Annotated in this window: 30 protein-coding genes and 1 tRNA gene; 24 read left to right on the top strand and 7 right to left on the bottom strand. The window is 59.1% G+C overall.

The features are described from left to right. Positions 1 to 25 precede the first annotated feature (25 nt). Positions 26 to 1,348: a 3-phosphoshikimate 1-carboxyvinyltransferase gene (gene aroA / locus ACGHU1_RS11715; protein ID WP_390587127.1), complete on the bottom strand. Its 1,323-nt coding sequence runs from the start codon at positions 1,346 to 1,348 to the stop codon at positions 26 to 28. 168 nt (positions 1,349 to 1,516) lie between these two features. Between aroA and ACGHU1_RS11710 the strand changes: the two genes are divergently transcribed. From ACGHU1_RS11710 to ACGHU1_RS11660, 11 genes are all read left to right on the top strand, one after another. Continuing rightward, positions 1,517 to 1,861: a TIGR02300 family protein gene (locus tag ACGHU1_RS11710; RefSeq protein ID WP_390587126.1), complete on the top strand. Its 345-nt coding sequence runs from the start codon at positions 1,517 to 1,519 to the stop codon at positions 1,859 to 1,861. A gap of 95 nt (positions 1,862 to 1,956) precedes the next feature. Then, positions 1,957 to 2,032: transfer RNA gene (locus ACGHU1_RS11705), tRNA-Ala, on the top strand. Between the two features lie 121 nt (positions 2,033 to 2,153). Continuing rightward, on the top strand, positions 2,154 to 3,608 hold the full coding sequence (ffh, locus tag ACGHU1_RS11700; protein WP_390587124.1) for a signal recognition particle protein: 1,455 nt from the start codon (positions 2,154 to 2,156) through the stop codon (positions 3,606 to 3,608). A 51-nt stretch (positions 3,609 to 3,659) separates the two neighbouring features. Continuing rightward, on the top strand, positions 3,660 to 4,244 hold the full coding sequence (rpsP, locus tag ACGHU1_RS11695) for a 30S ribosomal protein S16 (protein ID WP_390587123.1): 585 nt from the start codon (positions 3,660 to 3,662) through the stop codon (positions 4,242 to 4,244). 9 nt (positions 4,245 to 4,253) lie between these two features. After that, complete coding sequence (gene rimM, locus ACGHU1_RS11690; protein WP_390587122.1) at positions 4,254 to 4,784, top strand: ribosome maturation factor RimM; 531 nt, start codon at positions 4,254 to 4,256, stop codon at positions 4,782 to 4,784. Positions 4,785 to 4,808: 24 nt separating this feature from the next. Then, positions 4,809 to 5,153, top strand: coding sequence for a hypothetical protein (locus ACGHU1_RS11685; RefSeq protein WP_390587120.1), 345 nt, complete (start codon positions 4,809 to 4,811; stop codon positions 5,151 to 5,153). Continuing rightward, positions 5,150 to 6,106: a carbon-nitrogen hydrolase family protein gene (locus tag ACGHU1_RS11680; RefSeq protein ID WP_390587119.1), complete on the top strand. Its 957-nt coding sequence runs from the start codon at positions 5,150 to 5,152 to the stop codon at positions 6,104 to 6,106. Before ACGHU1_RS11685 ends, ACGHU1_RS11680 begins: the two co-directional genes overlap by 4 nt. 16 nt (positions 6,107 to 6,122) lie before the next feature. After that, the gene (locus ACGHU1_RS11675; protein WP_390587117.1) at positions 6,123 to 6,470 is read left to right on the top strand and encodes a hypothetical protein; all 348 of its coding nucleotides are present in this window, start codon (positions 6,123 to 6,125) and stop codon (positions 6,468 to 6,470) included. After that, positions 6,467 to 7,216 (top strand): tRNA (guanosine(37)-N1)-methyltransferase TrmD, encoded by a 750-nt coding sequence (trmD, locus tag ACGHU1_RS11670; RefSeq protein WP_390587115.1) that lies wholly within the window; start codon positions 6,467 to 6,469, stop codon positions 7,214 to 7,216. Before ACGHU1_RS11675 ends, trmD begins: the two co-directional genes overlap by 4 nt. Then, on the top strand, positions 7,213 to 7,581 hold the full coding sequence (gene rplS / locus ACGHU1_RS11665; protein ID WP_390587113.1) for a 50S ribosomal protein L19: 369 nt from the start codon (positions 7,213 to 7,215) through the stop codon (positions 7,579 to 7,581). The genes trmD and rplS overlap by 4 nt, the downstream gene beginning before the upstream one ends. A 155-nt stretch (positions 7,582 to 7,736) precedes the next feature. Further along, positions 7,737 to 9,980 (top strand): DPP IV N-terminal domain-containing protein, encoded by a 2,244-nt coding sequence (locus ACGHU1_RS11660; protein WP_390587111.1) that lies wholly within the window; start codon positions 7,737 to 7,739, stop codon positions 9,978 to 9,980. Position 9,981: 1 nt separating this feature from the next. Here the strand turns inward: ACGHU1_RS11660 and ACGHU1_RS11655 are convergent, their stop codons facing one another. Beyond that, positions 9,982 to 10,860 (bottom strand): alpha/beta fold hydrolase, encoded by an 879-nt coding sequence (locus tag ACGHU1_RS11655; protein WP_390587109.1) that lies wholly within the window; start codon positions 10,858 to 10,860, stop codon positions 9,982 to 9,984. A gap of 73 nt (positions 10,861 to 10,933) precedes the next feature. Between ACGHU1_RS11655 and ACGHU1_RS11650 the strand changes: the two genes are divergently transcribed. The 11 genes from ACGHU1_RS11650 (at position 10,934) to ACGHU1_RS11600 (ending at position 20,397) form a co-directional block, all read left to right on the top strand. Further along, on the top strand, positions 10,934 to 11,959 hold the full coding sequence (locus ACGHU1_RS11650) for an aspartate-semialdehyde dehydrogenase (RefSeq protein ID WP_390587108.1): 1,026 nt from the start codon (positions 10,934 to 10,936) through the stop codon (positions 11,957 to 11,959). A 5-nt stretch (positions 11,960 to 11,964) separates the two neighbouring features. Beyond that, positions 11,965 to 12,507 carry an aspartate-semialdehyde dehydrogenase gene (locus tag ACGHU1_RS11645; protein WP_390587106.1) on the top strand — a complete coding sequence of 181 codons (543 nt, stop codon included), beginning with the start codon at positions 11,965 to 11,967 and terminating at the stop codon, positions 12,505 to 12,507. A gap of 49 nt (positions 12,508 to 12,556) precedes the next feature. Beyond that, positions 12,557 to 13,204, top strand: a complete 648-nt coding sequence (locus ACGHU1_RS11640; RefSeq protein ID WP_390587104.1) for a 2-hydroxychromene-2-carboxylate isomerase — start codon at positions 12,557 to 12,559, stop codon at positions 13,202 to 13,204. Further along, entirely contained in the window at positions 13,201 to 13,980 is a 780-nt protein-coding gene (locus ACGHU1_RS11635; RefSeq protein ID WP_390587103.1) for a hypothetical protein, read from the top strand. The genes ACGHU1_RS11640 and ACGHU1_RS11635 overlap by 4 nt, the downstream gene beginning before the upstream one ends. Before the next feature lie 47 nt (positions 13,981 to 14,027). Then, positions 14,028 to 14,429 carry a GFA family protein gene (locus ACGHU1_RS11630; RefSeq protein WP_390587101.1) on the top strand — a complete coding sequence of 134 codons (402 nt, stop codon included), beginning with the start codon at positions 14,028 to 14,030 and terminating at the stop codon, positions 14,427 to 14,429. Next, on the top strand, positions 14,426 to 15,190 hold the full coding sequence (locus ACGHU1_RS11625; protein ID WP_390587099.1) for an alpha/beta fold hydrolase: 765 nt from the start codon (positions 14,426 to 14,428) through the stop codon (positions 15,188 to 15,190). Before ACGHU1_RS11630 ends, ACGHU1_RS11625 begins: the two co-directional genes overlap by 4 nt. A 128-nt stretch (positions 15,191 to 15,318) precedes the next feature. Continuing rightward, positions 15,319 to 17,190 (top strand): M2 family metallopeptidase, encoded by a 1,872-nt coding sequence (locus ACGHU1_RS11620; RefSeq protein WP_390587097.1) that lies wholly within the window; start codon positions 15,319 to 15,321, stop codon positions 17,188 to 17,190. Then, positions 17,190 to 18,212, top strand: coding sequence for a beta-propeller fold lactonase family protein (locus tag ACGHU1_RS11615; RefSeq protein ID WP_390587096.1), 1,023 nt, complete (start codon positions 17,190 to 17,192; stop codon positions 18,210 to 18,212). Before ACGHU1_RS11620 ends, ACGHU1_RS11615 begins: the two co-directional genes overlap by 1 nt. A 5-nt stretch (positions 18,213 to 18,217) precedes the next feature. Continuing rightward, complete coding sequence (locus tag ACGHU1_RS11610; protein WP_390587398.1) at positions 18,218 to 18,631, top strand: ATP-dependent zinc protease; 414 nt, start codon at positions 18,218 to 18,220, stop codon at positions 18,629 to 18,631. 61 nt (positions 18,632 to 18,692) lie between these two features. Next, positions 18,693 to 19,598: a 30S ribosomal protein S6--L-glutamate ligase gene (gene rimK / locus ACGHU1_RS11605; RefSeq protein WP_390587094.1), complete on the top strand. Its 906-nt coding sequence runs from the start codon at positions 18,693 to 18,695 to the stop codon at positions 19,596 to 19,598. A 64-nt stretch (positions 19,599 to 19,662) separates the two neighbouring features. Continuing rightward, positions 19,663 to 20,397: a hypothetical protein gene (locus ACGHU1_RS11600; protein ID WP_390587092.1), complete on the top strand. Its 735-nt coding sequence runs from the start codon at positions 19,663 to 19,665 to the stop codon at positions 20,395 to 20,397. Between the two features lie 38 nt (positions 20,398 to 20,435). Here the strand turns inward: ACGHU1_RS11600 and ACGHU1_RS11595 are convergent, their stop codons facing one another. From ACGHU1_RS11595 to rpsF, 4 genes are all read right to left on the bottom strand, one after another. Then, positions 20,436 to 21,899, bottom strand: a complete 1,464-nt coding sequence (locus ACGHU1_RS11595) for an AMP nucleosidase (protein ID WP_390587396.1) — start codon at positions 21,897 to 21,899, stop codon at positions 20,436 to 20,438. Positions 21,900 to 22,001: 102 nt separating this feature from the next. Continuing rightward, positions 22,002 to 22,673, bottom strand: a complete 672-nt coding sequence (gene rplI, locus ACGHU1_RS11590) for a 50S ribosomal protein L9 (RefSeq protein WP_390587090.1) — start codon at positions 22,671 to 22,673, stop codon at positions 22,002 to 22,004. 14 nt (positions 22,674 to 22,687) lie between these two features. Then, positions 22,688 to 22,912 (bottom strand): 30S ribosomal protein S18, encoded by a 225-nt coding sequence (gene rpsR / locus ACGHU1_RS11585; protein ID WP_390587088.1) that lies wholly within the window; start codon positions 22,910 to 22,912, stop codon positions 22,688 to 22,690. Beyond that, positions 22,912 to 23,277: a 30S ribosomal protein S6 gene (gene rpsF, locus ACGHU1_RS11580; RefSeq protein ID WP_390587086.1), complete on the bottom strand. Its 366-nt coding sequence runs from the start codon at positions 23,275 to 23,277 to the stop codon at positions 22,912 to 22,914. The genes rpsR and rpsF overlap by 1 nt, the downstream gene beginning before the upstream one ends. 208 nt (positions 23,278 to 23,485) lie before the next feature. Between rpsF and ACGHU1_RS11575 the strand changes: the two genes are divergently transcribed. Both ACGHU1_RS11575 and ACGHU1_RS11570 read left to right on the top strand, forming a co-directional pair. Continuing rightward, positions 23,486 to 24,445 (top strand): DUF808 domain-containing protein, encoded by a 960-nt coding sequence (locus ACGHU1_RS11575; RefSeq protein WP_390587084.1) that lies wholly within the window; start codon positions 23,486 to 23,488, stop codon positions 24,443 to 24,445. Then, positions 24,417 to 25,097, top strand: coding sequence for a glutathione S-transferase family protein (locus ACGHU1_RS11570; protein ID WP_390587082.1), 681 nt, complete (start codon positions 24,417 to 24,419; stop codon positions 25,095 to 25,097). The genes ACGHU1_RS11575 and ACGHU1_RS11570 overlap by 29 nt, the downstream gene beginning before the upstream one ends. Here the strand turns inward: ACGHU1_RS11570 and ACGHU1_RS11565 are convergent. Then, positions 25,094 to 26,599, bottom strand: coding sequence for a class I adenylate-forming enzyme family protein (locus ACGHU1_RS11565; RefSeq protein WP_390587080.1), 1,506 nt, complete (start codon positions 26,597 to 26,599; stop codon positions 25,094 to 25,096). The two genes, ACGHU1_RS11570 and ACGHU1_RS11565, sit on opposite strands and share 4 nt — an antisense overlap. Positions 26,600 to 26,604: the final 5 nt, after the last annotated feature.

Below are 26,604 nucleotides of genomic sequence, written 5' to 3'. Positions count from 1 at the left end.
ACGGTTCCCAATGATGGCCCGCCGATCATGCCTGTGCCGCAGTTTCGAGCAAACCCAAAAAGGTTGGAAAGCTGGTGGCAATCGGCGCGGTGTCATCGATTGAAACGCCGTCGCGGCTCGCCAGACCGGCAACCGCCATGCTCATTGCGATGCGGTGATCCAGCCTCGTTTCGACCGCGGCATTTTCCGGCGTTCCGGCCAAAGGTTCGCCGCCAGTGCCGTGGATTGTCAGCCCGTCCTCTTCCTCTTCGACGCGGGCACCGGCGAGTGTGAGCGCCTTTGCCATGACCGAAATCCGGTCGCTTTCCTTGACCCGCAATTCTTCAAGCCCGTGCGTCCGCGTGGTTCCTTTGGCGAGCACGGCGGCCACGAACAGGACCGGAAACTCGTCGATCATGCTGGGCGCCATTGCCGGGTCGATATCGGCCCCTTCAAGGGCGGAATGCCGGACCCGCAAATCGGCAACGGGTTCCCCGCCAACTTCGCGCGTGTTCAACTCTTCGATGGAGCCGCCCATCTGGCGCAGGGCATGGACGATCCCGGCCCGCGTGGCGTTCATGCCGACATTCTCGATAGTGATATCGCTGCCTGGCACGATCAGCGCGGCGACCATGAAAAACGCTGCCGAAGAAGGATCGCCGGGCACTTCGACATGCTGAGGTTTGAGGTCAGCTTCACCGTGGATCGAGATCAGGCGCTCGCCGTCCTCCTCGCCTATTTCGACGGTCGCGCCAAAGCCGGTAAGCATTCGCTCTGTGTGATCGCGGGTCGCGACAGGCTCGATCACACGGGTGATGCCGGGTGTGTTCAATCCTGCGAGCAGGACGGCGCTTTTGACCTGCGCGCTTGCGACGGGAAGGCGGTAGGTGATCGGAACGGCGGGAAGCGCCCCGCGCAGCATCAGAGGCAGGGTGCCGCCAGCAGATGCTTCAAAGCTCGCGCCCATTTGCGAAAGCGGTTCGATCACGCGGTTCATCGGGCGGCCTGAAAGGCTCGCATCGCCGGTGAATGTCGCTGAAAAACCGTTGCTCGCCAGCAGGCCCATAAGCAGCCGAGTAGATGTGCCGGAATTGCCCATGTCGAGCGCCCGTTTCGGCTCCAGCAGGCTGCCGACGCCTGCGCCGTATACCCGCCATGTGCCATCATTGCCGCGTTCAATCTGGGCGCCCAGCTGCCGCATCGCAGCAGCAGTTGCGAGCACATCCTCCCCTTCGAGCAACCCCTCGATCGTGCTCTCACCCAGCGCCAGAGACGCAAACATCAGCGCCCTGTGGCTGATGGATTTATCGCCCGGAACGCGGATCGTCCCGGTCAGCGGTTTCGAGAATTGAAAGGTATGGGCTGGCAATTGCGATGGTCCGTGATTAGGTCGGCGATCAAGACGCGCTGCTTTGACAGTGCCCCGTGCATCTGGCAAGGCGCGCCGCGATCTTGATTCCGGAAGTTTCCGGTCCCGATAATATGCAAAATCAGGCGTCCGCCATCCAGAGCGGGCAAGACTAAGGATTTAGTGAGAATGGCTAAGCCAGAATGGGGCACCAAGCGTTCCTGCCCCAAATGCGGGGAACGCTTTTACGACCTCGGCAAAGACGATCCCGTAACCTGCATCGAATGCGGTGAGGAATGGTCGCCGGAGCCGGTTCTGAAATCCAAGCAGCCGATCCCGTTCGACGACCCCGAAAAGAAGAAGAAAGAGGGCGAAGCGGACAGCGATCTGGCCGATGACGAGGATGATGAACTGAAAGACATCGAGAATATCGATGACGAAGAAGATTCGCCCGATAACGATGTTGACCTTGGCGGCGACGATGACCTTGGCGTGTCCAAGGGCAAAGGCGACGACGACGATCACGACAATTAATTCTTGCCTTTCGCGGGGAGCAGCCTTATCGGGGCGCTCCCTTGCGAGAGCAGGGCACTGGTCCTATCTTTGACGGGGTCACACATCGGTGAAATGGGGCCTTAGCTCAGCTGGGAGAGCGCAACACTGGCAGTGTTGAGGTCAGCGGTTCGATCCCGCTAGGCTCCACCACCGAACCATATTCAAGTCGGGTTTTCCTGGGGAAACTCCGCACGCTGGCCAACGAGGTTTCGTTCGCCGGCGTTTTTCGCGTTTAGACTGTGCCACGTTCGGCATGAGGGAGTTAGAGACGATGTTTGACAGTCTGTCCGACCGCCTTGGCGGTGTCTTTGACAAGCTCAAGGGCCGCGGCGCTCTTAAAGAACAAGACGTGCGCGACGCCATGCGCGAAGTGCGGATCGCGCTGCTCGAAGCTGACGTGGCCCTCCCGGTCGCGCGCCGGTTTATTGACGCGGTCACCGAAAAAGCTGTCGGTCAGGAAGTCCTGAGGGCCGTCAGTCCCGGCCAGCAAGTCGTCAAGATCGTCCATGACGAGCTGGTCGAGACGCTGGGCGGGCACGAGACCGAAGGGTTGATCCTTGAGGCCAAACCGCCGGTCGTCATCATGATGGTCGGACTGCAGGGCTCCGGTAAAACGACGACCACTGCAAAGCTGGGTAAGCTGATCCGCGAGAAGCATGGCAAGAAAGCTATGATGGCATCGCTCGACGTAAACCGGCCAGCCGCACAGGAGCAGCTGGCGGTGCTGGGCGAGCAGGTCGATATCGCGACATTGCCAATCGTGGCGGGCCAGCAGCCGGTCGACATTGCGCGGCGCGCGATGGAATCGGCGAAGCTGCAAAACTTCGATGTCCTGCTCCTCGATACGGCAGGCCGCCTGCATGTCGATGAAGCGCTGATGGCCGAGATGAAGGCTGTATCCGGCGTTTCCGCCCCGACCGAAGTGTTGTTGGTAGTCGACAGCCTGACAGGTCAGGACGCGGTCAATGTCGCGCAAAGTTTCACCAGCGAAGTGCCGCTTACAGGCGTGGTGCTCACCCGAATGGACGGCGATGCGCGCGGCGGTGCGGCGCTTTCGATGCGCGCTGTCACCGGCAAGCCGATCAAGTTTGCCGGTACGGGCGAGAAACTCGACGCGATTGAGACATTCCGCCCCGGCAGCGTTGCTGACCGCATCCTCGGCATGGGCGACGTTGTCAGCCTCGTCGAAAAAGCGGCTGCGACGATCAAGGAAGATGAGGCCGAGCAGCTCGCGAAGAATTTCGAGAAGGGCAAATTCGACCTCAACGACCTGCGTATGCAGTTAAAGCAGATGCAGAACATGGGCGGTCTTGGAATGCTGGCAGGCATGATGCCAGGCATGAAAAAGGCGAAAGCGGCAATGGCTGCGTCGAATATGGACGACAAGGTGCTGGTCCACATGGACGCGATCATCGGTTCCATGACGCCCAAGGAACGCGCGCATCCCGGTGTGATGAATGCCAAGCGCAAGAAGCGCGTGGCGGCTGGCAGCGGGACCGATGTGCAGACAGTGAACAAATTGCTGAAAATGCATCAGGAAATGGGCCGCGCGATGAAGCAGATCAAGAAGATGGGCGGGCTGAAAGGCCTCGCGGCCATGTTCGGCGGCGGCGGTATGGGCGGACCCGGTGGCGGAATGCCCGGACTGGGCGGGCCAGGTGGAGGCATGGGCGGCGGAATGCCGGGCGGTCTCCCCGGCCTCGGCGGACCCGGCCCCAAGAAATGATTTTAACAAACTACATGAATTCAGATATTTAAACTCGAAAGGTAATTTCAAATGGCAGTAGCAATCCGGCTTTCGCGCGGTGGCGCAAAGAAGCGTCCTTACTATCGCATCGTCGTGTCTGATTCGCGCAGCCCGCGCGACGGCAAGTATCTTGAGCAGATCGGCACCTATAACCCGCTGCTCGCCAAAGATGACGAGAACCGCGTAAAGCTCGACGAAGATCGTGCGCGTTACTGGATCGGCGTCGGCGCCAAGCCGTCGGACCGCGTCCTGCGTTTCTTCGACGCCGCCGGCATCATGGAGCGTGACGCACGCAACAACCCGAACAAGGGTAAGCCGGGCGAAAAAGCGACCGAGCGCGCTGAAGAAAAGGCTGAAAAGCTGAAGGAAGCCGAAGAAGCGAAGAAGGCCGCCGAAGAAGAAGCCAAGGCAGCAGCCGCTGCTCCGGCTGAAGAAGAAACCGCAGCCGAAGCGACCGAAAACGAAGCCACCGGCTCGGTCAAAACCGAAGAGACCGCCGAAGCGGTTGCTGATGCAGTTGAAGATTCCACTCCGGCAGACGCATCGGACGAAGAGAAGACCGCGATGGCCGAACAGGCTGCCGAAGGCGGTCCAGCCGAAGAAAAGGCTGAGTAAGCCTTTCCAATGGCAGAAACACACGATGCGCGCCGGGTCCTGGAACTTGCCGCGATTACCGGCGCGCATGGTGTTTCTGGCGAGGTTCGCCTCAAATTGTTCGGGGAGGGCGTCGAGGCGCTCTCCGCACACAGCGAATTTATCGCGCGCGATACGGGCGCGGTCCTGACGCTAAAGAAAATCCGCTCCGACAACAAAGGCGGCGCGGTGGCGCGCTTTGCCGAGTGCACGAGCCGGAACGATGCGGAGAAACTGCGCGGCACTGTTCTGACGTCATCGCGCGATGATTTGCCCGCTCTGGAAGAGGGCGAATATTATCACGCCGACCTGATCGGCCTGACCGCCATGACCGATACCGGCGACACCGTTGGCAGAGTTATCGCGGTCGAAAACTTCGGCGCCAGCGACATTATCGAAATTGAAAAAGACCCGGTGCCTGAAAAAGGCATGAAAACCTTTATGGTCCCGATGACGGCTGAGGCCGTTAAAGAATGGGATGCGACAAGGCTTGTGATCGCGGCCGATTTCGCAGAGGATTAGGCTAAGCGTGTACAGGGATTTTCTATGGAAATAGAGCTGCTCATCGGGTCATACTTCCTCATCATTTTTACCGCTTTTGCCTCGTCCGGGGCAGCCGCTATTCTCACGATCTGGTTTCCTGAAATGGCGAGATCATGGCGGGTTGCGGGGGCTCTGCTCACTCTCGGATTTACCCTGATCGTCCCAGTCTTGGGCCTTATTTTCTTCGCGGAAAGTGGTGCAGGAGATTCTTCGGTAAGTCCGATTCAAGATGCGGCAGCGACGTTTTTGTTTGGCGCCTTGATGGCTTTGCTGGGATGGCCGTTTGCTTTTCTGGTCTCAAGGGCGCTTGATCGCCAACGATTTTCCAGCTTCGAGGTCTTTGAATGACCAAGCTCCCCGTCGCGATCTGCCAAGCTGCTCCGATTCCGCTCGATTTTGCGGGCGGCATCGAGAAAGCTGTCCGCCTTTCGCGTGAGGCCATCGAGGGCGGCGCTAGGTTCGTCGCATTCGGCGAGACTTTCCTTGGCGGCTATCCGCTGTGGCTGGATGAGGCTCCAGGCGCGGCGCTGTGGGATCATCCGGGGACCAAGGCGCTCCACGCGATTATGCTGGAACACGCCATCGTCGCGAATGATGAGCGGCTGCTGCCTTTGCAGGAAATGTGCGATGAAAGCGGCGCTTGCATCTCTATCGGCGCGCATGAGCGGGTGCGGCAGAGCGTCTACAACAACCAATTGCTGTTTCGCCCCGGTGAGGCACCGCTGGACCACCGCAAACTGGTGCCCACCCATGGCGAGCGGCTGATCTGGATGCGCGGCGATGGATCAACGCTGGGCGTGCACAGCGCCGAATGGGGCAGCGCGGGTAACCTCATCTGCTGGGAGCACTGGATGCCCTTGGCGCGCGCAGCGATGCACAATCTGGGCGAGAGCGTGCATGTTGCCGCTTGGCCGACCGTGCGCGAGGAATACGCGCTGGCATCGCGCCATTATGCGATGGAGGGGCGATGTTTTGTGCTCGCAGCAGGGCTGGTGCAGCACCGCGATGATTTGTTTGATGGCTTGGAACGGGTTGGTGGCAACAGCGATGCCCTGGCGCTGTTCAACGCTATCGAAGGCGAGCATCTGAACCGAGGCGGTTCGATGATCATTGCCCCAGATGCGCGTGTTCTAGCCCAAGCGGGCGAGGGCGAAGAGATTTTGCACGCGGAACTGGACTTGAGCGAGATCGGCGGCGGGCTGGCGAGCCTTGATACCGACGGCCATTATTCGCGGCCCGATGTGTTTGAGCTCAATGTGGATATTAAGGCGAAGAATGGGGTTCTTTTCAACTCGCAGTGAGCCGCCTTCCGATATCGTGACCGCGCAAGATTTTGTCCTTTGGGTTGCGCGAGAAGAATTCGGAATTGGCGAAGCGACGCTGACCAGCGCACTTGACCAGGACTTGAAAATCATTGGCGATGACGTTGATGATTTTGCTGAACTGCTCGCTAATCGTTATGGCGAATGGGTATGTGAATGGCCATGGGACAGGTTTGTTTGCCTAAATGAAGGCGTTTCAATTTTGGCTCCATTTGCTGCCCTGTGGGATTTGCTGAGGCTTCCGTGGCGCGAAACGGCTTTTCCCAGAAAGCCTCAGCTTGAGCGTCTGACACTAGCACATGTTGCAAATGTGCTTGAACGCGGCGAATGGATCGAACCATGACCTTCGCCGCTACCATCCTAACCCTCTACCCTGAGATGTTTCCCGGCCCGCTCGGCACTTCGCTGGCGGGCAAGGCGCTCGCCCGCGGCGATTGGTCTTGCGACACTATACAGATGCGCGACTTTGCCGCCGACAAACACCGCACCGTGGATGATACGCCCGCAGGCGGCGGGGCGGGCATGGTGCTTAAGGCCGACATTCTCGGCGCGGCGGTCGATCATGCCATTTCCCAGCAGCGGGATGCCCCCATCCTCGCCATGACACCGCGCGGGAAACCGATCACTCAGGACCGCATCCGCGCTATCGCGGGCGGCCCCGGCGTCACGCTCCTTTGCGGACGGTTCGAAGGCTTTGACGAACGCCTGTTTGAGGCGCGCCCAAGAATCGAGCAGGTTAGCCTTGCGGACATCGTCCTTTCCGGAGGTGAAACGGCGGCGATTGCCATACTTGATGCTTGCATTCGGCTGCTTCCCGGCGTAATGGGCGCGGCTTCTAGCGGAACCGAGGAAAGCTTCGAAGACGGGCTTCTCGAATATCCGCAATATACCCGACCTCAAACATGGGAAGGGCGCACGATCCCCGAAGTGCTGCGATCTGGGGATCATGCGAAGGTGGACGCTTGGCGAAAGCTGCAGGCTGAAACCGACACTAGGTTACGCAGGCCGGACCTTTGGGAATGCTATAGTGGCGTTCGGGACCAGTCTGCCTCTGGCGCGCGGCGAAAAGATAAGGATACGGACCAGTGAACCTGATCCAGCAAATCGAAGCCGAAGAAATCGGCAAGGTGACCAAAGATATTCCAGAATTTCGCGCAGGCGATACCGTCCGCGTCGGCGTGAAGGTGACAGAAGGCTCACGCGAGCGCATCCAGAACTTTGAAGGCGTTGTCATTGCCCGGTCAAACCGCAGCATCAACAGCAATTTCACTGTGCGCAAAATGAGCTTCGGCGAAGGTGTCGAGCGTGTATTCCCGCTTTATGCTCCAATCGTCGACAGCATCACCGTCGTGCGTCGCGGTGTCGTGCGCCGCGCGAAGCTTTACTATCTGCGTGGCCGCACCGGTAAGCGTGCGCGTATCGCGGAACGCCGTGAGAATGCCCCGAAGGCGTAAGCCTTCCAATGGCAGCGCAGGCGTAAGTCTCGCACAGACGAATTAAAAAGGGCGGTTCCTGCGGGAGCCGCCCTTTTTCGTTGCGCTCTTGCCAATTGCGCCCGCGATTGCGAGTGAGGCACTCAATTCATCCGAGTTGAGAGGCTACCTTTGAAATGCGTTCATCCCTGCTTGCCGCTGCTGCCGCTGCGCTGTCTGTTCCTGCCGTCCATGCCAGTGCGGACGATCACATGATGACCGAAGAGGCAAAACTGACATTCGAGAGGGTTTTTGCATCGCCATCGCTCAACGGACCGGCGCCCCGTCAGGCGAAGCTTTCCCCCGATGGCCGTTATCTGACGCTGCTGCGCAACCGCGAAGATGACCGCGACCGGTATGACCTGTGGGGCTTTGATGTGGCGAGCGGCGAGTGGCGGATGCTGGTCGATAGCGAGGCGCTGGGCTCGGGCCGCGAACTGTCCGAAGATGAAAAGATGCAGCGTGAACGCGCACGGGTCGGCAACCTGAAAGGCATCATCAGCTACCAATGGGCCAGCGACGGTTCCGGCGTGTTGGTACCGCTCGATGGTGATCTTTATTTCGCGAAGCTCGACGGCGACGTTCAGCGCCTCACCGATACCGAGGAAAGCGAACTCAACCCGAAACTGTCGAGCAAGGGCGGCTATGTCTCCTTCGTGCGGGACCGGCAGCTGTGGGTCGGCGAAACAGGATCGGAGCCGGTTCCGATCACCCCGAAAGAGGGCGATACCATCCGCTGGGGCGAGGCAGAGTTTGTCGCGCAGGAGGAAATGGGCAGGCTCACCGGATACTGGTGGGAGCCGAACGATCTGCGCATCGCGGTTCAGCGCACCGATGAAAGCGGTGTCGGCATCGTAACGCGCGCTGCCATCGGCGCGACCGGCACAAAGGTGTTCGATCAGCGATATCCGGTTGCGGGGTCCGACAACGCGATTGTCGAACTGTTCGTGATGGACCCAGACGGCGGTAACCGTGTGAAGGTCGATCTGGGTGAAGACACCGATATCTATATCGCCCGCGTCAATTGGGGCCCGGACGATTTCCTGTATGTCCAGCGACAGAACCGCGACCAGACCGTGCTCGACATGTTGCGCGTAGACCCGACAACGGGCGAAAGCGTGATCTGGTTCACTGAAAATGCTGCGCGCGAAGATTACTGGATCAATCTGAGCGACAACTACCGTTTCCTGAAAGATGGCAGCCTGCTGTGGTGGTCGGAGCGCGACGGCTATGGCCATTTCTACCGCTTTGCCGACGGTGAATGGACCCAGCTTACCAAAGGGGATTGGGTTGCCACACGCCTTGTCGGTGTGAACGAGGAAGACGGGTACGTTTATTTCTCGGGCACTTTCGAAGATGTGCTTGCCCAGCAGATTTACCAGATTGAGCTGGATGCCGGTATGGACAGCATCGTGCGGGTCACCGACGGCGGTTGGCAGACCAGCGGCGTCATGGATACAAAGGGCAGGTCGCTGATGGTTACGCGATCAAAACAGGACCAGCCGCCGCAGACCTACCTCGCCGATCTTGAAGGGGGAGCGATCCAGACCTGGGTTGAGGAAAACGCGCTGGATGCCGATCATCCCTATACGCCCTATCTCGCCAGTCACCGCCCGGCGGAATTCGGCACGATCAAAGCGGCGGATGGCGAAACAGACCTCTATTACAAGATGGTCACACCGCCGATCGAGCCAGGTAAGACCTATCCGGTGTTCTATTACCATTATTCCGGGCCGGGGCCGCAGGTCGTCACGCGGGGCTGGGACGGCGCGTTGCAACAGGCCGTCGTCGATGCGGGCTACATCTGGTTTGAGCTGGACAATCGCGGATCGGCCAACAGGGGTGTTGCGTTTGAACAGCCGCTTTACCGCGCGATGGGCGGGGTCGAGGTTGACGATCAGCGCAAGGGCGCCGAATTCCTTAAAACGCTGCCCTATGTCGATGGCGAAAAGATCGCGCTTTATGGCTGGTCATATGGCGGATACATGACGCTGAAACAGATGCAGGCCGATCCGGGGCTGTATGCGGCGGGCATTTCGGGTGCGCCGGTGACCAAGTGGGAGCTTTACGATACCCACTACACCGAACGGTTCATGGGCGACCCTCGCAAAGTGCCCGAAGCATACGAAGCGGCAAGTGCCATCCCCGATGCGACCAAGATCAGCGATCCATTGCTCCTGATCCACGGCATGGCGGACGATAATGTCGTGTTTGAAAACTCTTCCGAACTGATCAGCGTCCTTCAGGAAGGGAACGTGCAGTTCGATATGATGCTGTATCCCGGATATACGCACCGCGTTGCAGGCGAGAATATCTCCCCGCATCTGTGGAACACGATGTTCCGGTTTTTGGAAGCAAACGGCGTAACCCCGCCGGAGTGATCTATTCGGCAAGCCATTGAAGCGCCTTGGCGGACACTTCGCCGGGCGCTTCGACTTGGGGATAGTGACCCGCGTTCTCGATCAGGTGATGGCGCGCACGCGGCACGGTGCTGCGCCATTTGTCATAGGCGTGCTTGCCGGAAACAGGATCGAGCGCGCCGTTGATCAGGCCGATCTTGTCCTGCGCCCTTATCAGTGCCGCTTCCCAGCGGTTTTTGTGTTCAACACGGTCTGCGATGTAATGCAGCAGCTTGTGCGTAATGCGGTTGCCGCCGTTGTAGCTGATGAACTCCCAGAACTCGTCCAGCTCCTGCTGGGAAGGCTGCGTGTCTGGCGCAAACACTTCTGAAAAGCTCTTGCCGAACCTTTCGCGGTTCATCAGCAGCCTGACGAGGAAGCCCAGCGGCGAAGTGCCCAGTTTCTGGATCGGTCGCTGGCGATGCTGGTCGGGAAAGATGCCGCCGTTCAGGAAAACCATCTGACCCAGTCCGGCAAAGCCGCTGCCCTTTTGCTGGCGGGCGAGCATTTCCTGCCCCACAGAGACCCCGTAATCGTGCACCAGCGCGTCAAACTTATCGATGCCCAGCTCGCCCAGCAAAGCCTCTTGCAGGTCGGTTTGGCGATGGATCGAATAACCAGATCGCGGCTTGTCCGACAGTCCGAAACCCAGCATATCGCACGCGATCAGGCTATGGTCGCGCCTGAGCGCGTCCCACACCGCAATCCAGTCCCACGAACAGGTAGGGAAGCCGTGGACCAGCAGCAGCGGGCTCGCATCGGGATCCGCATTCGTATTCTCACTGGTCCAATAGGCAATTTGATGCCCCTGAAAGTCAAAATACGTAGCTTTCTTGCTCCAGCTGTGTGTATCGCGCTGCATTCTCATTCCCCTTGCCATGTCCTGATAATAGCGGCAGCGGGGGCTGCAATCAGTTTCAATCGGAGTATGTGATTTGGGTTATCGGGTGGCAGTCGTAGGTGCGACCGGCAATGTCGGGCGTGAAATGATGCAGATCCTTGCAGAGCGCGAATTTCCGATCGAGGAAGTCGCAGCGGTCGCGAGCGGTCGCAGCCACGGATCCGAGGTCGAATTCGGCGACACGGGAAAGATGCTCAAATGCAAAAATATCGAACATTTCGACTGGAGCGGCTGGGACATCGCGCTGTTCGCAGCTGGCAGCGGCCCGGCAAAGGAATACGCGCCCAAAGCGGCGGCAGCAGGCTGCGTCGTGATCGACAATTCTTCGCTTTACCGGATGGAGCCGGACGTCCCCCTGATCGTGCCAGAGGTGAACCCGGATGCGATTGACGGCTATTCAAAGCGCAACATCATTGCCAACCCCAATTGCTCGACCGCGCAGCTCGTCGTCGCGCTCAAACCGCTTCACGATGCCGCAACGATCAAACGGGTAGTTGTCTCCACCTATCAGTCTGTCTCGGGCGCAGGCAAAGCGGGCATGGACGAACTGTTTGAACAAAGCCGCGCGATCTTTGTGGGCGATCCTGTTGAACCGGCCACGTTTACCAAGCAGATCGCGTTCAACGTGATCCCGCATATCGACGTGTTCCTTGACGATGGATCGACCAAGGAAGAATGGAAGATGGTGGTCGAAACCAAGAAGATCCTCGATCCCAAGGTAAAGCTGTCAGCGACCTGCGTCCGCGTTCCGGTGTTCGTGGGCCATGCAGAGGCGATCAATATCGAATTTGAAAACGAGCTTTCCGCAAAACAGGCACAGGATATCTTGCGTGAGGCGCCCGGCATCATGCTGGTCGATAAACGCGAGGACGAGGGATATGTCACTCCGGTCGAATGCGCCGGAGACAGTGCAACCTATATCAGCCGCGTGCGTGATGATCCCACGGTTGATAACGGACTGGCCCTGTGGTGTGTCTCTGACAATTTGCGCAAAGGTGCGGCATTGAACGCGGTGCAGATCGCCGAGCTGCTGGGCCGCCGCCACCTTAAAAAAGGTTGATCAAGATGCGTTCAGTTGCCCTCGCGCTTTGCATTTTTGCTCTGGCCGCTTGTGACAGCGGAACTGTGCCTAGCCCTGCCGAGCAGGCCCGATTGAAACCGGGTCTGCCTGATGTGGCGGAGGACGAGGTTCTGCTGCGCGCGGACGGCATCACAGCTGGCACCGACGCGTTTTACTTCGCTGCCGGACAGACCGAAGTTGAGGCGGCGCTTGCCCGCACTCTGGGTGATGCGAGCGAAACCGGAGAATTGGGCGAGTGCGGCGCAGGCGCGATGGACTTTGCAAAGTTCCCTGATGGACTGACGGTCAACTTCCAGAATGGCAGTCTGGTCGGCTGGTATTGGGATGAGCCCAGTGAAAAGTTGGAGCTGACCAATGAGATCAACGTTGGCGATCCGCGAGCCGAGATCGAGGGTGAGCGCGGCTATTCTCCCATCGAAGACAGCACGCTGGGCGAGGAATTTGCGATCGGGGACCGAATTGGCGGATTTATCGCCGATGATGCGGTCTCCAGCCTGTATGCCGGGACGCAGTGTTTTTTCCGGTAGTGCTTTTTGCGGGCTGGCTTTGCGATTAAGTCGCGCTAGGCTGCCGGTCATGACATATTCAGCAGAGCTCTATTTCAGCTTCCGTTCGCCTTATTCCTATCTGTCCGTGGGCAGATACCGGTCGATGGCAGAGCAATACGACCTCGAAATCGCTCTGAAGCCGGTCTATCCGCTGGCAGTGCGCCAGCCAGATTTTTTCGAGCGCAACCATCCGAACTGGATCGGCTACACCATGCGGGACATGGTGCGGGTCGCGCAGTTTCACGGCATCGCGTTTGGTCCACCGGCCCCCGATCCGATCATTCAGGACATGACCACGCGCGAAATCGCGCCGGAACAGCCTTACATCAAACGGATCACCCGGCTGGGTCAGGCCGCCGCGCGCCGGGGCAAGGGATTGGTGTTTGCGCATGAGGCAGCATCGCTAATCTGGGGCGGCGCGCAAAATTGGCACGAAGGCGATCACTTGGCACAGGCCGCTGCAAAAGCCGGGCTGGACCTTGCGGAACTGGATGCAGAAGTGTCCGCAGAGCCAGACACGCTCGATGAAGAAATCGCGGCCAATCAATCTGCGCTGGAGGCTTCGGGTCATTGGGGCGTGCCGACGCTGGTGTTCGAAAACGAGCCATTTTTCGGGCAGGACCGGATCGAGATGGCGCTTTGGCGGATGAAGCAGAAAGGGCTGCAGCCGCGATGAGCGGAGGCAAGGGGGGCGTGCTCACGCTAAACCGCGCGCTGGCCGGTGTATTTCTGGTCGCGGGCATTGCGCTGGTCTTCTGGATCGCACAGGAAATCGGTGCCAATTTCGAACGGCAGTCGCTTATCGAAAAAGAAGATTTCGGATCGTTGAGAGACACGCTCGACGAGGATTTCTCCGGGGACGAGATCGAGACCGAGAACGGCGCAGTCGTCGTCTACGAATATTCGGATAATCAGGCCCTTGATAATCTGTATTATGACCAGGCATCCGACCTCACTCTGGTCAGTGCGGTAACGGGCAAACAGCGCAAAGTTGCCGGAGACAATCGGCGGGTCATCTGGTTTCAGACTGTCAAACGCGGCGTACCCGCCCTTAACGCCGAAGCAAACCAGACCGCATCAGAGCAAAAATCATTTGCCTATGTTGCGCGCCTGGCCACGCGCGACATGTATTTGAAAGGCGTTTCGGATCTGGTGGTTGGCAATCTGGAGACGCTCGATCAAAAGCGGATCGCGCAAGGCGTTCCGTATATCGACCGGATAGAGGCCGGCCCAGATCGTGATCAGATCGCCGTTCTTTACTGGGATAGCGACACGTCCGCGCGGCATATCATCGTCTCGGCCGAAACCCTCTCGGTCATAAAAAGCACGAAAGTCGAGCTGCCGCAGCTCGATGCGTATCAGCTTGATATGGAGGATGTGCTGCTGAGCGAACGTGAGGACGCCATCGAAGCTGCGCAGGAGCGGCGAACCAAGCCACGGCCGCAGGATTGATGGAAGGCGCCTCGCATCCTTTCACCGGCGGCTGCCAGTGCGGGGCAGTGAGGTATTCGATCTCGGCGCGCGAACTTGCCTCTTACGCATGCCATTGCCGCGAATGTCAGAAACAATCCGCCAGCGCGTTTGGCATCTCCGTCCCCGTCGCCGCGAGCGATTTTTCTGTTACCGGCGAACTTGGATCATGGGAGCGACTTGCCGATAGCGGCGCGGTGACGCGTTGCCATTTTTGCCTGCGCTGCGGCAGCCGCGTCTACCATGATGGCGCAAGCAGGCCGGGCATGGTCACGATAAAGGGCGGCTCCCTGGATTGCGCGGGTGATTTGCAGCCAGCGGCGCATATCTGGACATGCAGCAAACAGGACTGGGTTGTCTTGCCGCAAGGCGTGCCGCAATGGGATCGCCAGCCGGCCAGCCCCGATCAATGGAAAGAGATCCTTAGATGAGCGATGTAAGCACCTCGAATTTCAAGTCTTTCGATGGCACGGCGCTGGCAGTCCACCGCGTGGGGGAGGGACGCCCGGTCATTCTGCTGCATGGTCTATTTTCCAGCGCCGAAATGAATTGGACGAAATGGGGCCACGCAGCAAAATTGGCCGCTGCAGAATTTGAGGCGGTCATGCTCGATTTCCGAGTGCACGGAGACAGCGCCTCTCCGCGCGAACCAGAGGCGTATCCGCCGGGCGTGCTGATCCGCGACGTTGCGGCGTTTGTCGATTATCTCGGGCTAGGCGATGGCGATTATGACCTCGTCGGGTTTTCGCTGGGTGCGCGAACGGCTATCCATGCCTGCGCCACGAATATCCTCCATCCGCGCCGCCTGATCGCATGCGGTATGGGCATGGCGGGTCTGACCAACTGGCAGCAGCGGGCCGGTTTCTTCAAACGCGTGATCGACGAATTCGACACCATAGAGCGGGGCGATCCCGCCTTCCTTTCGCGTCAATTCCTGAAATCACAGGGCGTAGACCGGGTAGCCGCGCGGCTATTGCTGGATGCATTCGAGGATCTAGACCCGGCGACGCTTTCTGAAATTTCGATCCCGACGCTCATCCTGTGCGGAGAGAAGGACGACGATAACGGGTCGGCTGAAGACCTCGCCGCGCGAATTGCTGGCGCGATTTACCAAGAGGTTCCCGGCGGCCATCTCGATAGCGCGACCAAGCCTGAGCTGGGCGAGAAAATCGTGCGTTTTCTGAACGATTAAAACGGCTTCGCGCGAACGAGGCTTGATTCAGCGCAGCCACAGGTTCAGTCAGCTAGTCATCAAATTCCAGTCGTTTCATCGGGCCTGTCGTTCGATAAGGCCAGTCAATTAATCAGGATCGCAAACCCATGATTTTCAATCGCCGTGTGCTCACTACGTCTTTCGCCGCTCTGGCAGTTTCTCTCGCGTCCACCCCTGCGCTCGCTGATGGTCACGCGGGCGCTGAACACGCGAAAGGAATGGGCGAAACCGAATTCCCGATGACACCGCAGGGGGCCGCTGATTTCGTCGCGGCTGCCGAGGCTGAGATGGCGGAGTTTTCCAGCAATGCGGCGCATGTCTGGTGGCTTCAGGCGACCAACATCAATTACGACAGCAATACTCTTGCCGCCCGGTACGGCGCACAGGGTACGCTGATGTCGGTACGGTTCGCCAATGAAGCCGCGACATATGCAGCGATCGACGGCCTTGACCCCGAAGTCGCTCGCAAGCTCGATATGATGCGCAATGGCATCTCCATGCCTGCGCCGTCACGTGATGGTGCGGCAGAGGAGCTTTCCGGTCTCGCGACAGCATTGGGCGCCGCTTACGGGCAGGGCCGCGGCACCTTGAACGGCGAAGAGATCAGCGGCTCCGATATCGAGGCCGAAATGGGCAATCTTGACCGCTCGCCTGCAGAACTCGCTGAAATGTGGACCAGCTGGCACGACAATGTCGGCGCGCCGATGCGTGAAGATTATACCAAGATGATCGGCATCGCCAACGAAGGCGCAAAGGAGCTTGGTTTCGACAATCTCGGCACGATGTGGCGTTCCGGCTATGACATGACGCCGGAAGAATTCGCAGCCGATACGGAACGCATGTGGCAAGAGGTGAAACCGCTTTATGTCGCGCTGCACACCTATGTCCGCCGCAAGCTGAATGAAAAGCACGGAGATGACGTGCAGCCGGCGACCGGTCCGATCCGTGCTGACCTGCTTGGCAATATGTGGGCGCAGGAATGGGGCAACATCTACCCTCTCGTCGCGCCTGAGGGTGCCGGGGATATTGGCTATGACCTTACCGATCTGATCGAACAGAAAGATCTGGACGCGGTCGAAATGACGCGCGTCGGCGAAGATTTCTTCTCCTCGCTGGGTTTTGAACCGCTGCCCGATACATTCTGGGAGCGCAGCCAGTTTACCAAGCCGCAAGACCGCGAAGTTGTATGCCATGCCAGCGCGTGGAACCTCGACAACGTCGATGATCTGCGGATCAAGATGTGCATCAAGCAGAACGCCGACGATTTCATCACGATCCACCATGAGCTGGGCCACAACTATTATCAGCGCGCCTATAACAATCAGGATTTCCTGTATCTGACCGGCGCGAATGATGGTTTTCACGAAGCGATCGGCGATATGATCGCGCTGTCGATTACGCCCGATTACCTCGTGCAGATCGACATGTTGGAGCCTGAGCAGGTTCCGAGCGCGGACAAGGACATCGGTCTGTTGCTGCGTCAGGCGATGGACAAAGTGGCTTTCCTCCCGTTTGGCCTTCTGATCGACCGGTATCGCTGGAGCTTGTTCGATGGCTCTGTCGCACCGGAGGATTACAACACCGCATGGACCGAAATTCGCGAGGAGTATCAGGGCATTGTCCCACCGGTGGATCGTCCCGCTGACGGATTCGATCCGGGTGCAAAGTATCACGTGCCCGGCAATGTCAGCTACACGCGGTACTTCCTTGCGCGGCTGCTGCAATTCCAGTTTTACAAGGCCGCCTGTGACACCGCCGGATGGGAAGGGCCGCTGCATCGCTGCTCATTCTACGGCAACGAAGAGGTCGGGCAGAACCTGAACGCCATGCTCGAAATGGGCGCGTCCAAGCCGTGGCCCGATGCGCTGGAGGCGTTCACCGGAGAGCGTCAGATGTCAGGCGCAGCGTTGGTCGAATATTTCGCCCCGCTCAAGGAATGGCTCGACGAACAGAACGCCGGCCAGGAAGAAGGCTGGTAATGATGACGCGCTTTGCCGCTCTGCCCCTGTTTGCGGTCCTCGCAGCGTGCGGGCAGGGCGGCGATGCCTTTGCGAGCGGCGCGGCGGTAACGCCCGGGGAAGGCGCCAGCCCCACGCTGTTCGTGGCGAACAAGCGCGGCAATACGCTTTCCAAGATCGATCTGGAGAGCGGCGAACAAGTGCTTGAACTGGATAGCTGCACCAATCCGCACGAACTCGCGACATCGCCCGATGGTCAATACGTCGCGCTCGCCTGTTATGGCGGGACGAGCATCGATGTATTTCGCACGAGCACGCTTGAGCGGGTGCGCTCGGTCGATCTGGGTGCGAATGCGAGACCGCATGGCATCGTCTGGATGCCCAGTGGAAACCTCTATGCCAGTGCGGAGGGCAGGCAATCGGTGTTCCGCATTGATGATCCGACCGCCCAAACGCCGCAGCTTACCGAATATCCAACTGGCAAGGATGGCAGCCACATGGTCACCGTGGCCCCGGATGAACGGACGGCGTGGACAACCGATCTAAGCTCCAAAACGGTCACAAAAATCGACCTTACCGGCACTGATGCACCTTTATCGGTGACCGTCGGAGAGGAACCGGAAGGCATCGCGCTCTCTCCTGACGGCAGCGCCCTTTGGGTGTCGGCGCGCGGATCGAACCAAGCGTTTGAGCTTGATCCGGTGACGATGGAGGTGCGCAGCACAGTCCAGACAGGCGCATTTCCGCTGCGCCTTGCCATTCGCCCGCAAGGGGACGTGGCAGTCACTTCGGATTTGATGGATGGGGGCCTGACCGTGATTGACCTCGACACGGCGAAAGCTGTTCGGCAGATCGCGGTGTCCGGTCCGAACGAGGCGCAGGAACGGTTTCAGGTCACCATTTTGTGGTCCGATGACGGAGAACGCATCTACGTCGCAGAAACTGCCAGCAACACCGTTGCCGAGGTAGATTATGCCGCGGGCACGGTCCTGCGCCGGTTCGAAGTTGGCGAAGGCGGTGATGGTTTGGCGATTCTACCTTGAACACGATGCTTCCTGCAGTTGGCTGGCGCGAGCTTGTCGATCTTCCGAAACTGGGCCTGGAGCGTATCCCGGCGAAGATCGACACAGGCGCACGGACATCCTCGCTGCACGGCCATGTGATCGAACAGTTTGAGCGTGACGGTAAACCTTTTGTCCGGTTCTCCGTCGACTGGGACGGTGAGGCGCATACCTGCGAAGCGGTGCAAGTTGACCGCCGGGGCATCACCAGCTCAAACGGAGAGACGCAGCAACGTTTTGTCATCAAAACGCCGCTACGCATTGGCACAACCGAATTCAGAGCGGAATTGAGCCTTGCCGACCGTTCCGTCATGCAATTTCCCATCCTGATAGGCCGCACCGCGCTGCGCAGGCGGTTTGTGGTTGATAGCGGGCTTTCGTGGCTGCAATCGCGCGCATGATCCCTTCGCCCCGCAGCGGCGATCACTTATCCGGACTTCGGTTCGAGAAAACGGAACACCGATGAAAATTGCAATGCTCGCCCGCAACCCGAACCTCTATTCGCACCAGCGGCTGAAAGAGGTAGCCGAGGCGCGTGGTCACGAATTCGATATTCTCAACACACTGCGCTGCACGGTGAATATCGCCAGCCATCGTCCTACTGTGACGTATCGCGGTGAAACATTGACCGGATATGATGCGGTCATTCCGCGTATCGGTGCGTCGATCACAAATTACGGGCTTGCGGTGCTGCGGCAGTTTGAAATGAGCGGGGTCTGGCCGCTGAATGAAAGCGTCGCGATCGGCCGCAGCCGGGATAAATTGCGCTCGACACAGATCATGGCGAAATATGGCCTCGGCCTGCCGCTGACCGCCTATGCGAACGACCCAAAGCAGGCCGAGGAAATTATCAAGGCCGTCAACGGTCCGCCCGTCGTGATCAAGCTGTTGGAAGGCACGCAAGGCATCGGCGTGGTGCTGGCCGAAACGCTGAAAGGCGGGGCTTCGATTATCGAGGCATTCCGCGGCGCGAACGTGAACATCATGGTGCAGGAATTTATCAAGGAAGCCGGCGGGTCAGACATTCGCTGCCTGGTCGTCGGGGGAAAAGTTGTCGCCGCTATGAAACGTCAGGGCGCAGAAGGTGAGTTCCGGTCGAACCTGCACCGCGGCGGAAGTGCGCAGTTGATCAAGATCACGCCGGAGGAACGCTCCACTGCGGTGCGCGCGGCAAAGCACATGGGCCTGAACGTCTGCGGCGTCGATCTGCTGCGGAGCAACCACGGTCCGGTAATCATGGAGGTCAATTCCTCGCCCGGTCTGGAAGGTATCGAAAACGCGACGGGCAAGGATATCGCCGGTCAGATCATCACCTTCATCGAAACCAACGCGGCGAAGGGAAATACCAAGACGAAGGGGAAGGGATGATTGTTGTGAAGAATGTCGGCTGTCGACCCTTTGCGGACATTCGCCCTTCCGCTAAGATTAGGGAATGTCAAACGCTGAAGATATGCTCCGGAATGCCCTCGAACAGAGCTATCAAGTTTTTGCAGACGTACACTGCCCTCGCACGTTGGAAACTTCGCCTCTGCGCGATGGGAACGAGATCCTTCAGGCCCTAACGTCTGCGCTTTTGCAGAACTTGGCTGGCGAGCAGATCGGACCGTACTCTGGCTGGGCAATCACTACCGTTGGTAACTACCGCGATTACCGCCATTTTCTGCCCCGTATATTTGATCTGGCAGTTACAGAGCCCGAGTGGCTCGGAACTGAGCCGCCCGTTATAGCTGGCAAGCTAAATATGGGAGCTTGGCGGACTTGGCCTGCCAATCAGCAATCAGCTGTTCTGCATGTCTTCAATGCGGCATTTGATGCAATGATCGAGAGGCATCCCGACGCTTGGCCCTCTGATGCTGCTGATTGGTTTTGCGGCATCGCGACCTTGGGTGAAGAGATTGCACCAGTTATCGAACGCTGGCGCACCTCCACTGCGGCGAACGCTGCGCTCAATATGGCCGGTTTCATCAATGCTCAATCGAAGAACATGCGTAAGCTTGGAGAGGTCCAAGGTTCATTCTGGGAAGCGGTAAATAGAGAGGTGCGTCGAGACGTAGCTCAGCTTCTCTTGGAAGAGCGGACGCTGGCATTCCTACAATCGGCTTCTGATAAAGTCTCTGAAGAGGACCGGTTTCACCACTTAGACCCAGTGGAAGCGCAATTTGGCTGAACCGCTGTGATGACCGCTTTCCACCCCAATTTCGGACCTTACCTGAACGGCGGTTCGTTGAAGGCCCGCAGTTTGCGTGAATGCAGGCGGTCGCCTTCATCGCGCAGGCGTTTGCAAGCCTCCAGACCGATTTGCAGGTGGGCAGCGATAGCCTCTTCGTAAAACTTGTTCGCCTGGCCCGGCAGCTTGATCTCGCCGTGCAGTGGTTTGTCGGAGACGCAAAGCAAAGTGCCATACGGGACGCGGAAACGGTATCCCTGCGCGGCAATCGTGGCGCTCTCCATTTCCACCGCAATCGCGCGGCTGTGGGAGAAGCGGCGGGCGGAGCTGGAATAATGCAGCTCCCAATTGCGGTCATCGGTGGTGACGACCGTGCCGGTGCGCATACGCTGTTTGATGTTTGCGCCCTGCGCGCCGGAGATGTCCTCGGCTGCGCTTGCAAGCGCGAGCTGAACCTCGGCAATCGGGGGGATCGGGATCTCTGGTGGGAGCACCGCGTCGAGCACGTGATCGTCGCGCAAATAGGCGTGGGCGAGCACGAAATCGCCGATTTTCTGGCTTGAGCGCACTCCGCCGCAATGGCCGATCATCATCCAGGCATGAGGGCGCAGCACCGCAAGGTGATCGCAAATCGTCTTCGCATTGGAGGGGCCCACGCCGATATTCACTAGCGTGATGCCTTTCCCGTCCTCGCGCATCAGGTGATAGGCGGGCATCTGGTGCCGCCGCCACGCGGTGTCGTTAAGCTGTTCCTGCGCGTTCTCGGCGCTGCTGGAGATCTGCAGTCCGCCTGCGCCGGTCAGGCCGGTATATCCGCTGGTCCCAATCTGCTGCGCGCCCCAGTTCACGAATTCATCGACATAGCGGTGATAGTTGGTGAACAGGATGAAGTCCTGAAAATCCTCGACGCGTGTGCCGGTATAGTGCGCCAGACGAGCCAGCGAGTAATCGGTCCGCAGTCCGTCAAACAGCGATAGCGGCATGTCTTCGTTTTCGTCGAACTCGATCCCGTCGGCCAGCTCGTCGCCGATCAGCGAAAGGTCCGTTGACGGGAAATGCTGGGCGATATCCTGAGGGGCAATGCCAACCATTGCAGCGCCTGCCTCTCCGTCGAGGACATAGGGGAAGGGGATTTCCTGCCGCGAGCGGCCGACTTCGACCTCAATGTCATATTCGGCTGAAATCAGCTCCAGCTGCTCGGCCAGATAGTCGCCGAATAGATCGGGGCGGGTGACGGTGGTGGTGTAGGTGCCGGGCATCTCCAGTCGGCCGAACGCGCGGCTGCGGTCCTGCGGCTCGCCAACTCCTGAATAATGCAAGGTCAGCTGCGGATAGGCGTAGCTGCCATCTTCGCGGCGGCGCTGCGGCGGCACGGCGCCGTCGCGGCCAAAGGCGATGACATCTTCGCGCAGGGTCTTCACCGCTTCGCTGTAATTCTGCTGCAATTCATTCAGGATGGTGGCGATTGGTTTCATATAAGTCTGCCTAGCGTTTGTTGTTATGGGTTTCAAAGGAACGCGTATTTCAACTTGATGTCCCTGTTACAAAAAGGGCGCGGCAGTCTTTCGACCCCGCGCCCCTTTCGTGTCTGAAAACGAAGCCGCTTACGCGTCGTCGTCTGTCTTGTGATCGGTGGCTTCGATGAGAGCTTCTGTCTCGGTCGTGCCTTCCGGTGTCGCTACGCCGTCTTCGAGCAGTTCGGCGGGGATTTCACCCGGCTCGAGCGACGGATCGACACGGTTTGCGTCGGCCTGTTCCTCGATTTCCTTCTGCTCTTCTTCAAACAGCTGCGCGAGCACGTCGACACCCTGCGACTGAAGCTCTGCTTCGTCGTCACTACGGGCGACGTTGGCTTTGACAGTCATGTGCACCTCTGGGTGCAGGGCAACGGTCACATCGTGCATGCCGATCGTCTTGATCGGCGCGCCCATGATGACTTGTTTTTTGTCAATGTCATGGCCCTGTGCGGCCAGGCCAGCGACCATGTCGCGGACATTGACCGAACCATAAAGCTGACCGGCGTTCGATGCTGCACGGATGAGGATAACCTCAGCCCCTGCAACCTTCTCACCAGCTTTTTCAGCTTCACCGCGGCGCTCGGCGTTTTCTTTTTCAAGACGTTCACGGTTGGCTTCGAAGACCTTTTTGTTCGCTTCGTTGGCGCGCAGGGCTTTCTTCTGCGGGAGAAGGAAGTTGCGGGCGTAGCCGTCCTTCACAGTGACAACGTCACCGATCGTGCCGAGCTTCTCGATACGTTCGAGGAGAATGATATCCATTGTTCGTTCTCCTCTTACTTAACGATGTACGGCAGAAGGCCGATCTGACGCGAACGCTTGATCGCTTTCGCCAGCTCACGCTGCTTCTTTGCAGAAACGGCGGTGATGCGCGAAGGCACGATCTTGCCACGCTCGGACATGAAGCCCTGAAGCAGGCGCACGTCTTTGTAATCGATCTTGGGGGCGTCCTTACCCGAAAACGGGCAAGACTTGCGGCGGCGGAAAAATGGGCGTGCCATCAGTCATGGTCCTCTCGGTCACTGCGGCGCTTACGATCGCGCTCGTTCTTGCGCATCATGACGCTCGGGCCATCTTCGTGCTCTTCGACGCGGATGGTCATGTAGCGGATGACGTCTTCGTTGATGCGGGTCTGGCGCTCGAGTTCCTGGACAACGGTGCCCGGGGCATCGATGTTGAGCATCACGAAATGCGCTTTGCGGTTGCGGTCGATTTTGTAAGCGAGGGTTTTGAGGCCCCAGGTTTCGGTCTTGGTGACCTTGCCTTCATTCGCTTCGACGATTTCGGTCGCCGTGGCCGCCAACGCGTCTACCTGGGCCTGCGAGAGGTCCTGACGCGCGAGAAAGACATGCTCATACAGAGCCATCTCGCGTTCCTTTCAATTGCTGCCGATCGCTGGCTTGTCCGTCCGGATGACGGGGCCCCTCCGGCTTTCTTCTTACCCGCCAATGGCCGAGGCCGGATTAAGCGGATGCGCGCACATAGCGGTTTTGGGGATGAATGCAAGGCTTGTCAGCGGGGAACGGTGCGGGCAGGCGGCAGTTTAGCAATGATAGTATAGCAGGGGAATTGCATTGCCTTCAGGATTAGTCGCGCTGCTGGATGACGTTGCCGTCATCGCGCGCACCGCCGCCGCATCGGCCGATGATATTGCTGCCGCTGCGGGCAGGGCAGGATCGAAAACCGCAGGAGTGGTGATTGACGATGCGGCTGTCACGCCCAGCTATGTTACCGGCCTGTCCCCGGCGCGCGAGTTGCCGATAATCTGGTCCATCACCAAAGGCAGCCTGTTTAATAAGTTGGTGATCCTGCTGCCCGGAGCGATCCTGCTATCGGAGTTTTTGCCCAGCCTCATCATATTCATCCTGATGCTGGGCGGGCTGTTTCTGTGTTACGAAGGCGCCGAAAAAGTGCTCGAGAAACTGGGCGCGGAAAAGCACGGCAAGACGGTCGATGATGTCATTGTCGATCCTGTCGAGTTTGAAAAACAGCGTATTGCAGGCGCCGTGCGCACCGATCTAATCCTCTCGGCTGAAATCATGGCAATCACGCTGAACGAGATTGATCTTTCGGTCTGGTGGGAACGCGGCATCGCGCTCGCCATCGTGGCGATTGCCGTGACCGTCGTGGTCTACGGCTCGGTCGCGATCATCGTAAAGCTGGACGATATCGGCCTCGCGATGAGCAAGACGGGAAGCGCGGCAAAGCGCAAATTTGGCAAGGCGCTGGTAAACTTCGTGCCCAAATTGCTCGTCGCGCTCTCGTTCATCGGGACCTTTGCCATGCTTTGGGTTGGCGGCGGCATTATCGTCCACGGCACGCATGAGCTTGGCTTCGATCTGTTTTATGACATCGCCCACGGGGCCGAATACGCCGTACAAGGCGCGACGGGTGCACTTTCCGGCATCCTTGGCTGGGCTACCTATGCCGCCATGTCAGCGATTCTCGGATTGGCCATTGGCGCGGTTATCGCTTTCGTATTGCACAAGGTTTTGAAGGTCGGCCATGAAGAAGAAACCGCAGGGGCGCATTGAGACAATGGCAGGGCGTCCCACCCTCTACACCTGCGCGCGCTCACGCGGGCTGCGCGCAACATGGGCGGCGGAGGAGGCGGGCGTTGATGTCGACCTCAAAATCCTGCCATTTCCGCCGCGCTACCTTGCGCCGGAATATATGGAGATCAATCCGCTCGGCACGGTGCCGTTGCTAATCGACGGGGAATCGCGCCTCACGGAAAGCTGCGCCATCGCGCATTACCTCGCTACGCGCAGCGGCTTTACCGATCTGGCCGTGGCGCCCGGTGAGCGGGATTATGCCGAGTATTGCGACTTCACCTATCATGCGGACGCGACGATCACTTTTCCGCAGACGGTCTATATGCGCTTCGCAATCTTCGAAAAAGAGAAGGGCTGGGGCGAGGCGGGAGAGGCCTATGCCAAGTGGTTTGAAAAACGGCTGATCAAGGTTGAGCAACGTCTCGATGGACGCGATTACCTGTGCGCAGACCGATTTACGGTCGCTGACATCTGCATCGCCTACGCGCTTGTTCTCGCCCAGAATGTCGGGCTGGATGATCGCGTGCCGCATTCTCTGAAAGTTTATCGAGAGCGGATGACGGCCCGCGAAGGATATATGCGCGCTTTTGCCCGCGAAGAAGAAGGGCGAAAGGCGCTGGAGGCGTCTTAGGCGGCCTGATCGGGCGTCACTGGCCGTGCGGACAGTTCGCGCCGCAACAGTTTGCCCAGCGGATCACGCGGCAATTGATCGACAAATTCGATATAGCGGGGCCGCTTGTATCCGGCGATGCTGGCTTTGAATCGCGCGGCAATTTCCTCTCGTGAGAGCTGCTCGCCAGGTTTTAGAACGACGAACGCCTTAACCGCTTCACCCCATTGCTTGTCCGGCACGCCTGCGCAGCCTGCATCGGCGACCTCGGGCATCTCGGCGAACACCGCATCAACTTCAGCCGGGTAGACATTCTCGCCGCCGGTTTTGATCAGTTCTTTTGCGCGGCCAAGCAAATAGCCAAGCCCGCGATCATCCATCGTGCCGAGGTCGCCCGTGCGCAGCCAGCCGTGGCCCAAAGCTGCCTCGCTCGCTTCCTCGTTTCGCCAATATCCCAGCATGACTGACGGGCCGCGCAGGCAGATTTCGCCCTCTTCGCCGAGCGGTAACTGGTTGCCGTTTGGATCGAGGATGGTCATTTCGACATGCGGCATCGGCCAGCCGATTGACCGGGGGTTTTTGCACATATCAGCGTAATCGATGAATGTGGCAAAGCCGCAAACTTCGGTCTGGCCATACCCGCCGGTGACGCGGCAATCCCACGCTGTTTCAAACGTCTCGTATATTTGCGGGCGGCCCATGCCCGCGCCGCCTGTATAATTGGTCAGCGGCATCATGCCGCCGCGCACCGCTTCCATGGCGAACCATTGGAAACTGATCTGCGGAAACGCGCTGGTGGTCGTGCACGCCTCGCGGTGGATCAGGTCAAGCACCGCGGCGCTGTCATCATCGCGGCCCGCGAACACGGTGGTCCCTCCGCAGGCGAGCATCGCGGCAACCTGCTGCATGCCGACCACATGAAACATCGGATTGATCGAAAGCAGCCGCTCGGTGTGCGTGAAACCGCGCCGGACGCAAAATCCCATGGCCGAGGACGCTACCGCACTGCCCGCTTGCAGACACCCTTTCGGTTTGCCGGTCGTCCCGCTGGTATACATCATGTAAAGCGGGCGTTCGGGGAGCAGGTCGGGCAGGGTCTGCCTTGGTTGCTCAGCGGCGACGATACTCTCGAACTGGCCCTGCGGATCGTGGCCCTCATCCACTTCGATGATGGCTCCCGCCTCCGCCTCTGCCAGCAAGGCGGAGAAGCGCGGGTTCACGAAAGTCATAGCCGGTTCGGCATTCTTCGCGATCCACCCGATTTCGGCAGGGGCGAGCCGCCAGTTGAGAAGCACAGCGATGGCGCCGATCCTTCCGCAGGCGAGCAGCACGGTCAGATAGGGCGTGCCGTCGGTCAGCAAGATAGCGGCGCGGTCGCCGGGCGAGATGCCCTGTTTCAGCAGCCAGTGCGCCAATCGTTCAACGCGCTCATCCAGAGCCGCGTAGGTCAGCCGCTGCGTTCCATCGACCGCTGCCTCGCGGTCGGCATACTGCGCGGCGTTGACCCGCAGCAGTGTATCCATCGAAA

The organism is Erythrobacter sp. MTPC3 (assembly GCF_042854385.1).
In the GTDB taxonomy this organism is placed as follows: domain Bacteria; phylum Pseudomonadota; class Alphaproteobacteria; order Sphingomonadales; family Sphingomonadaceae; genus Erythrobacter.
This window is presented reverse-complemented; position numbering and strand designations above follow the sequence as displayed.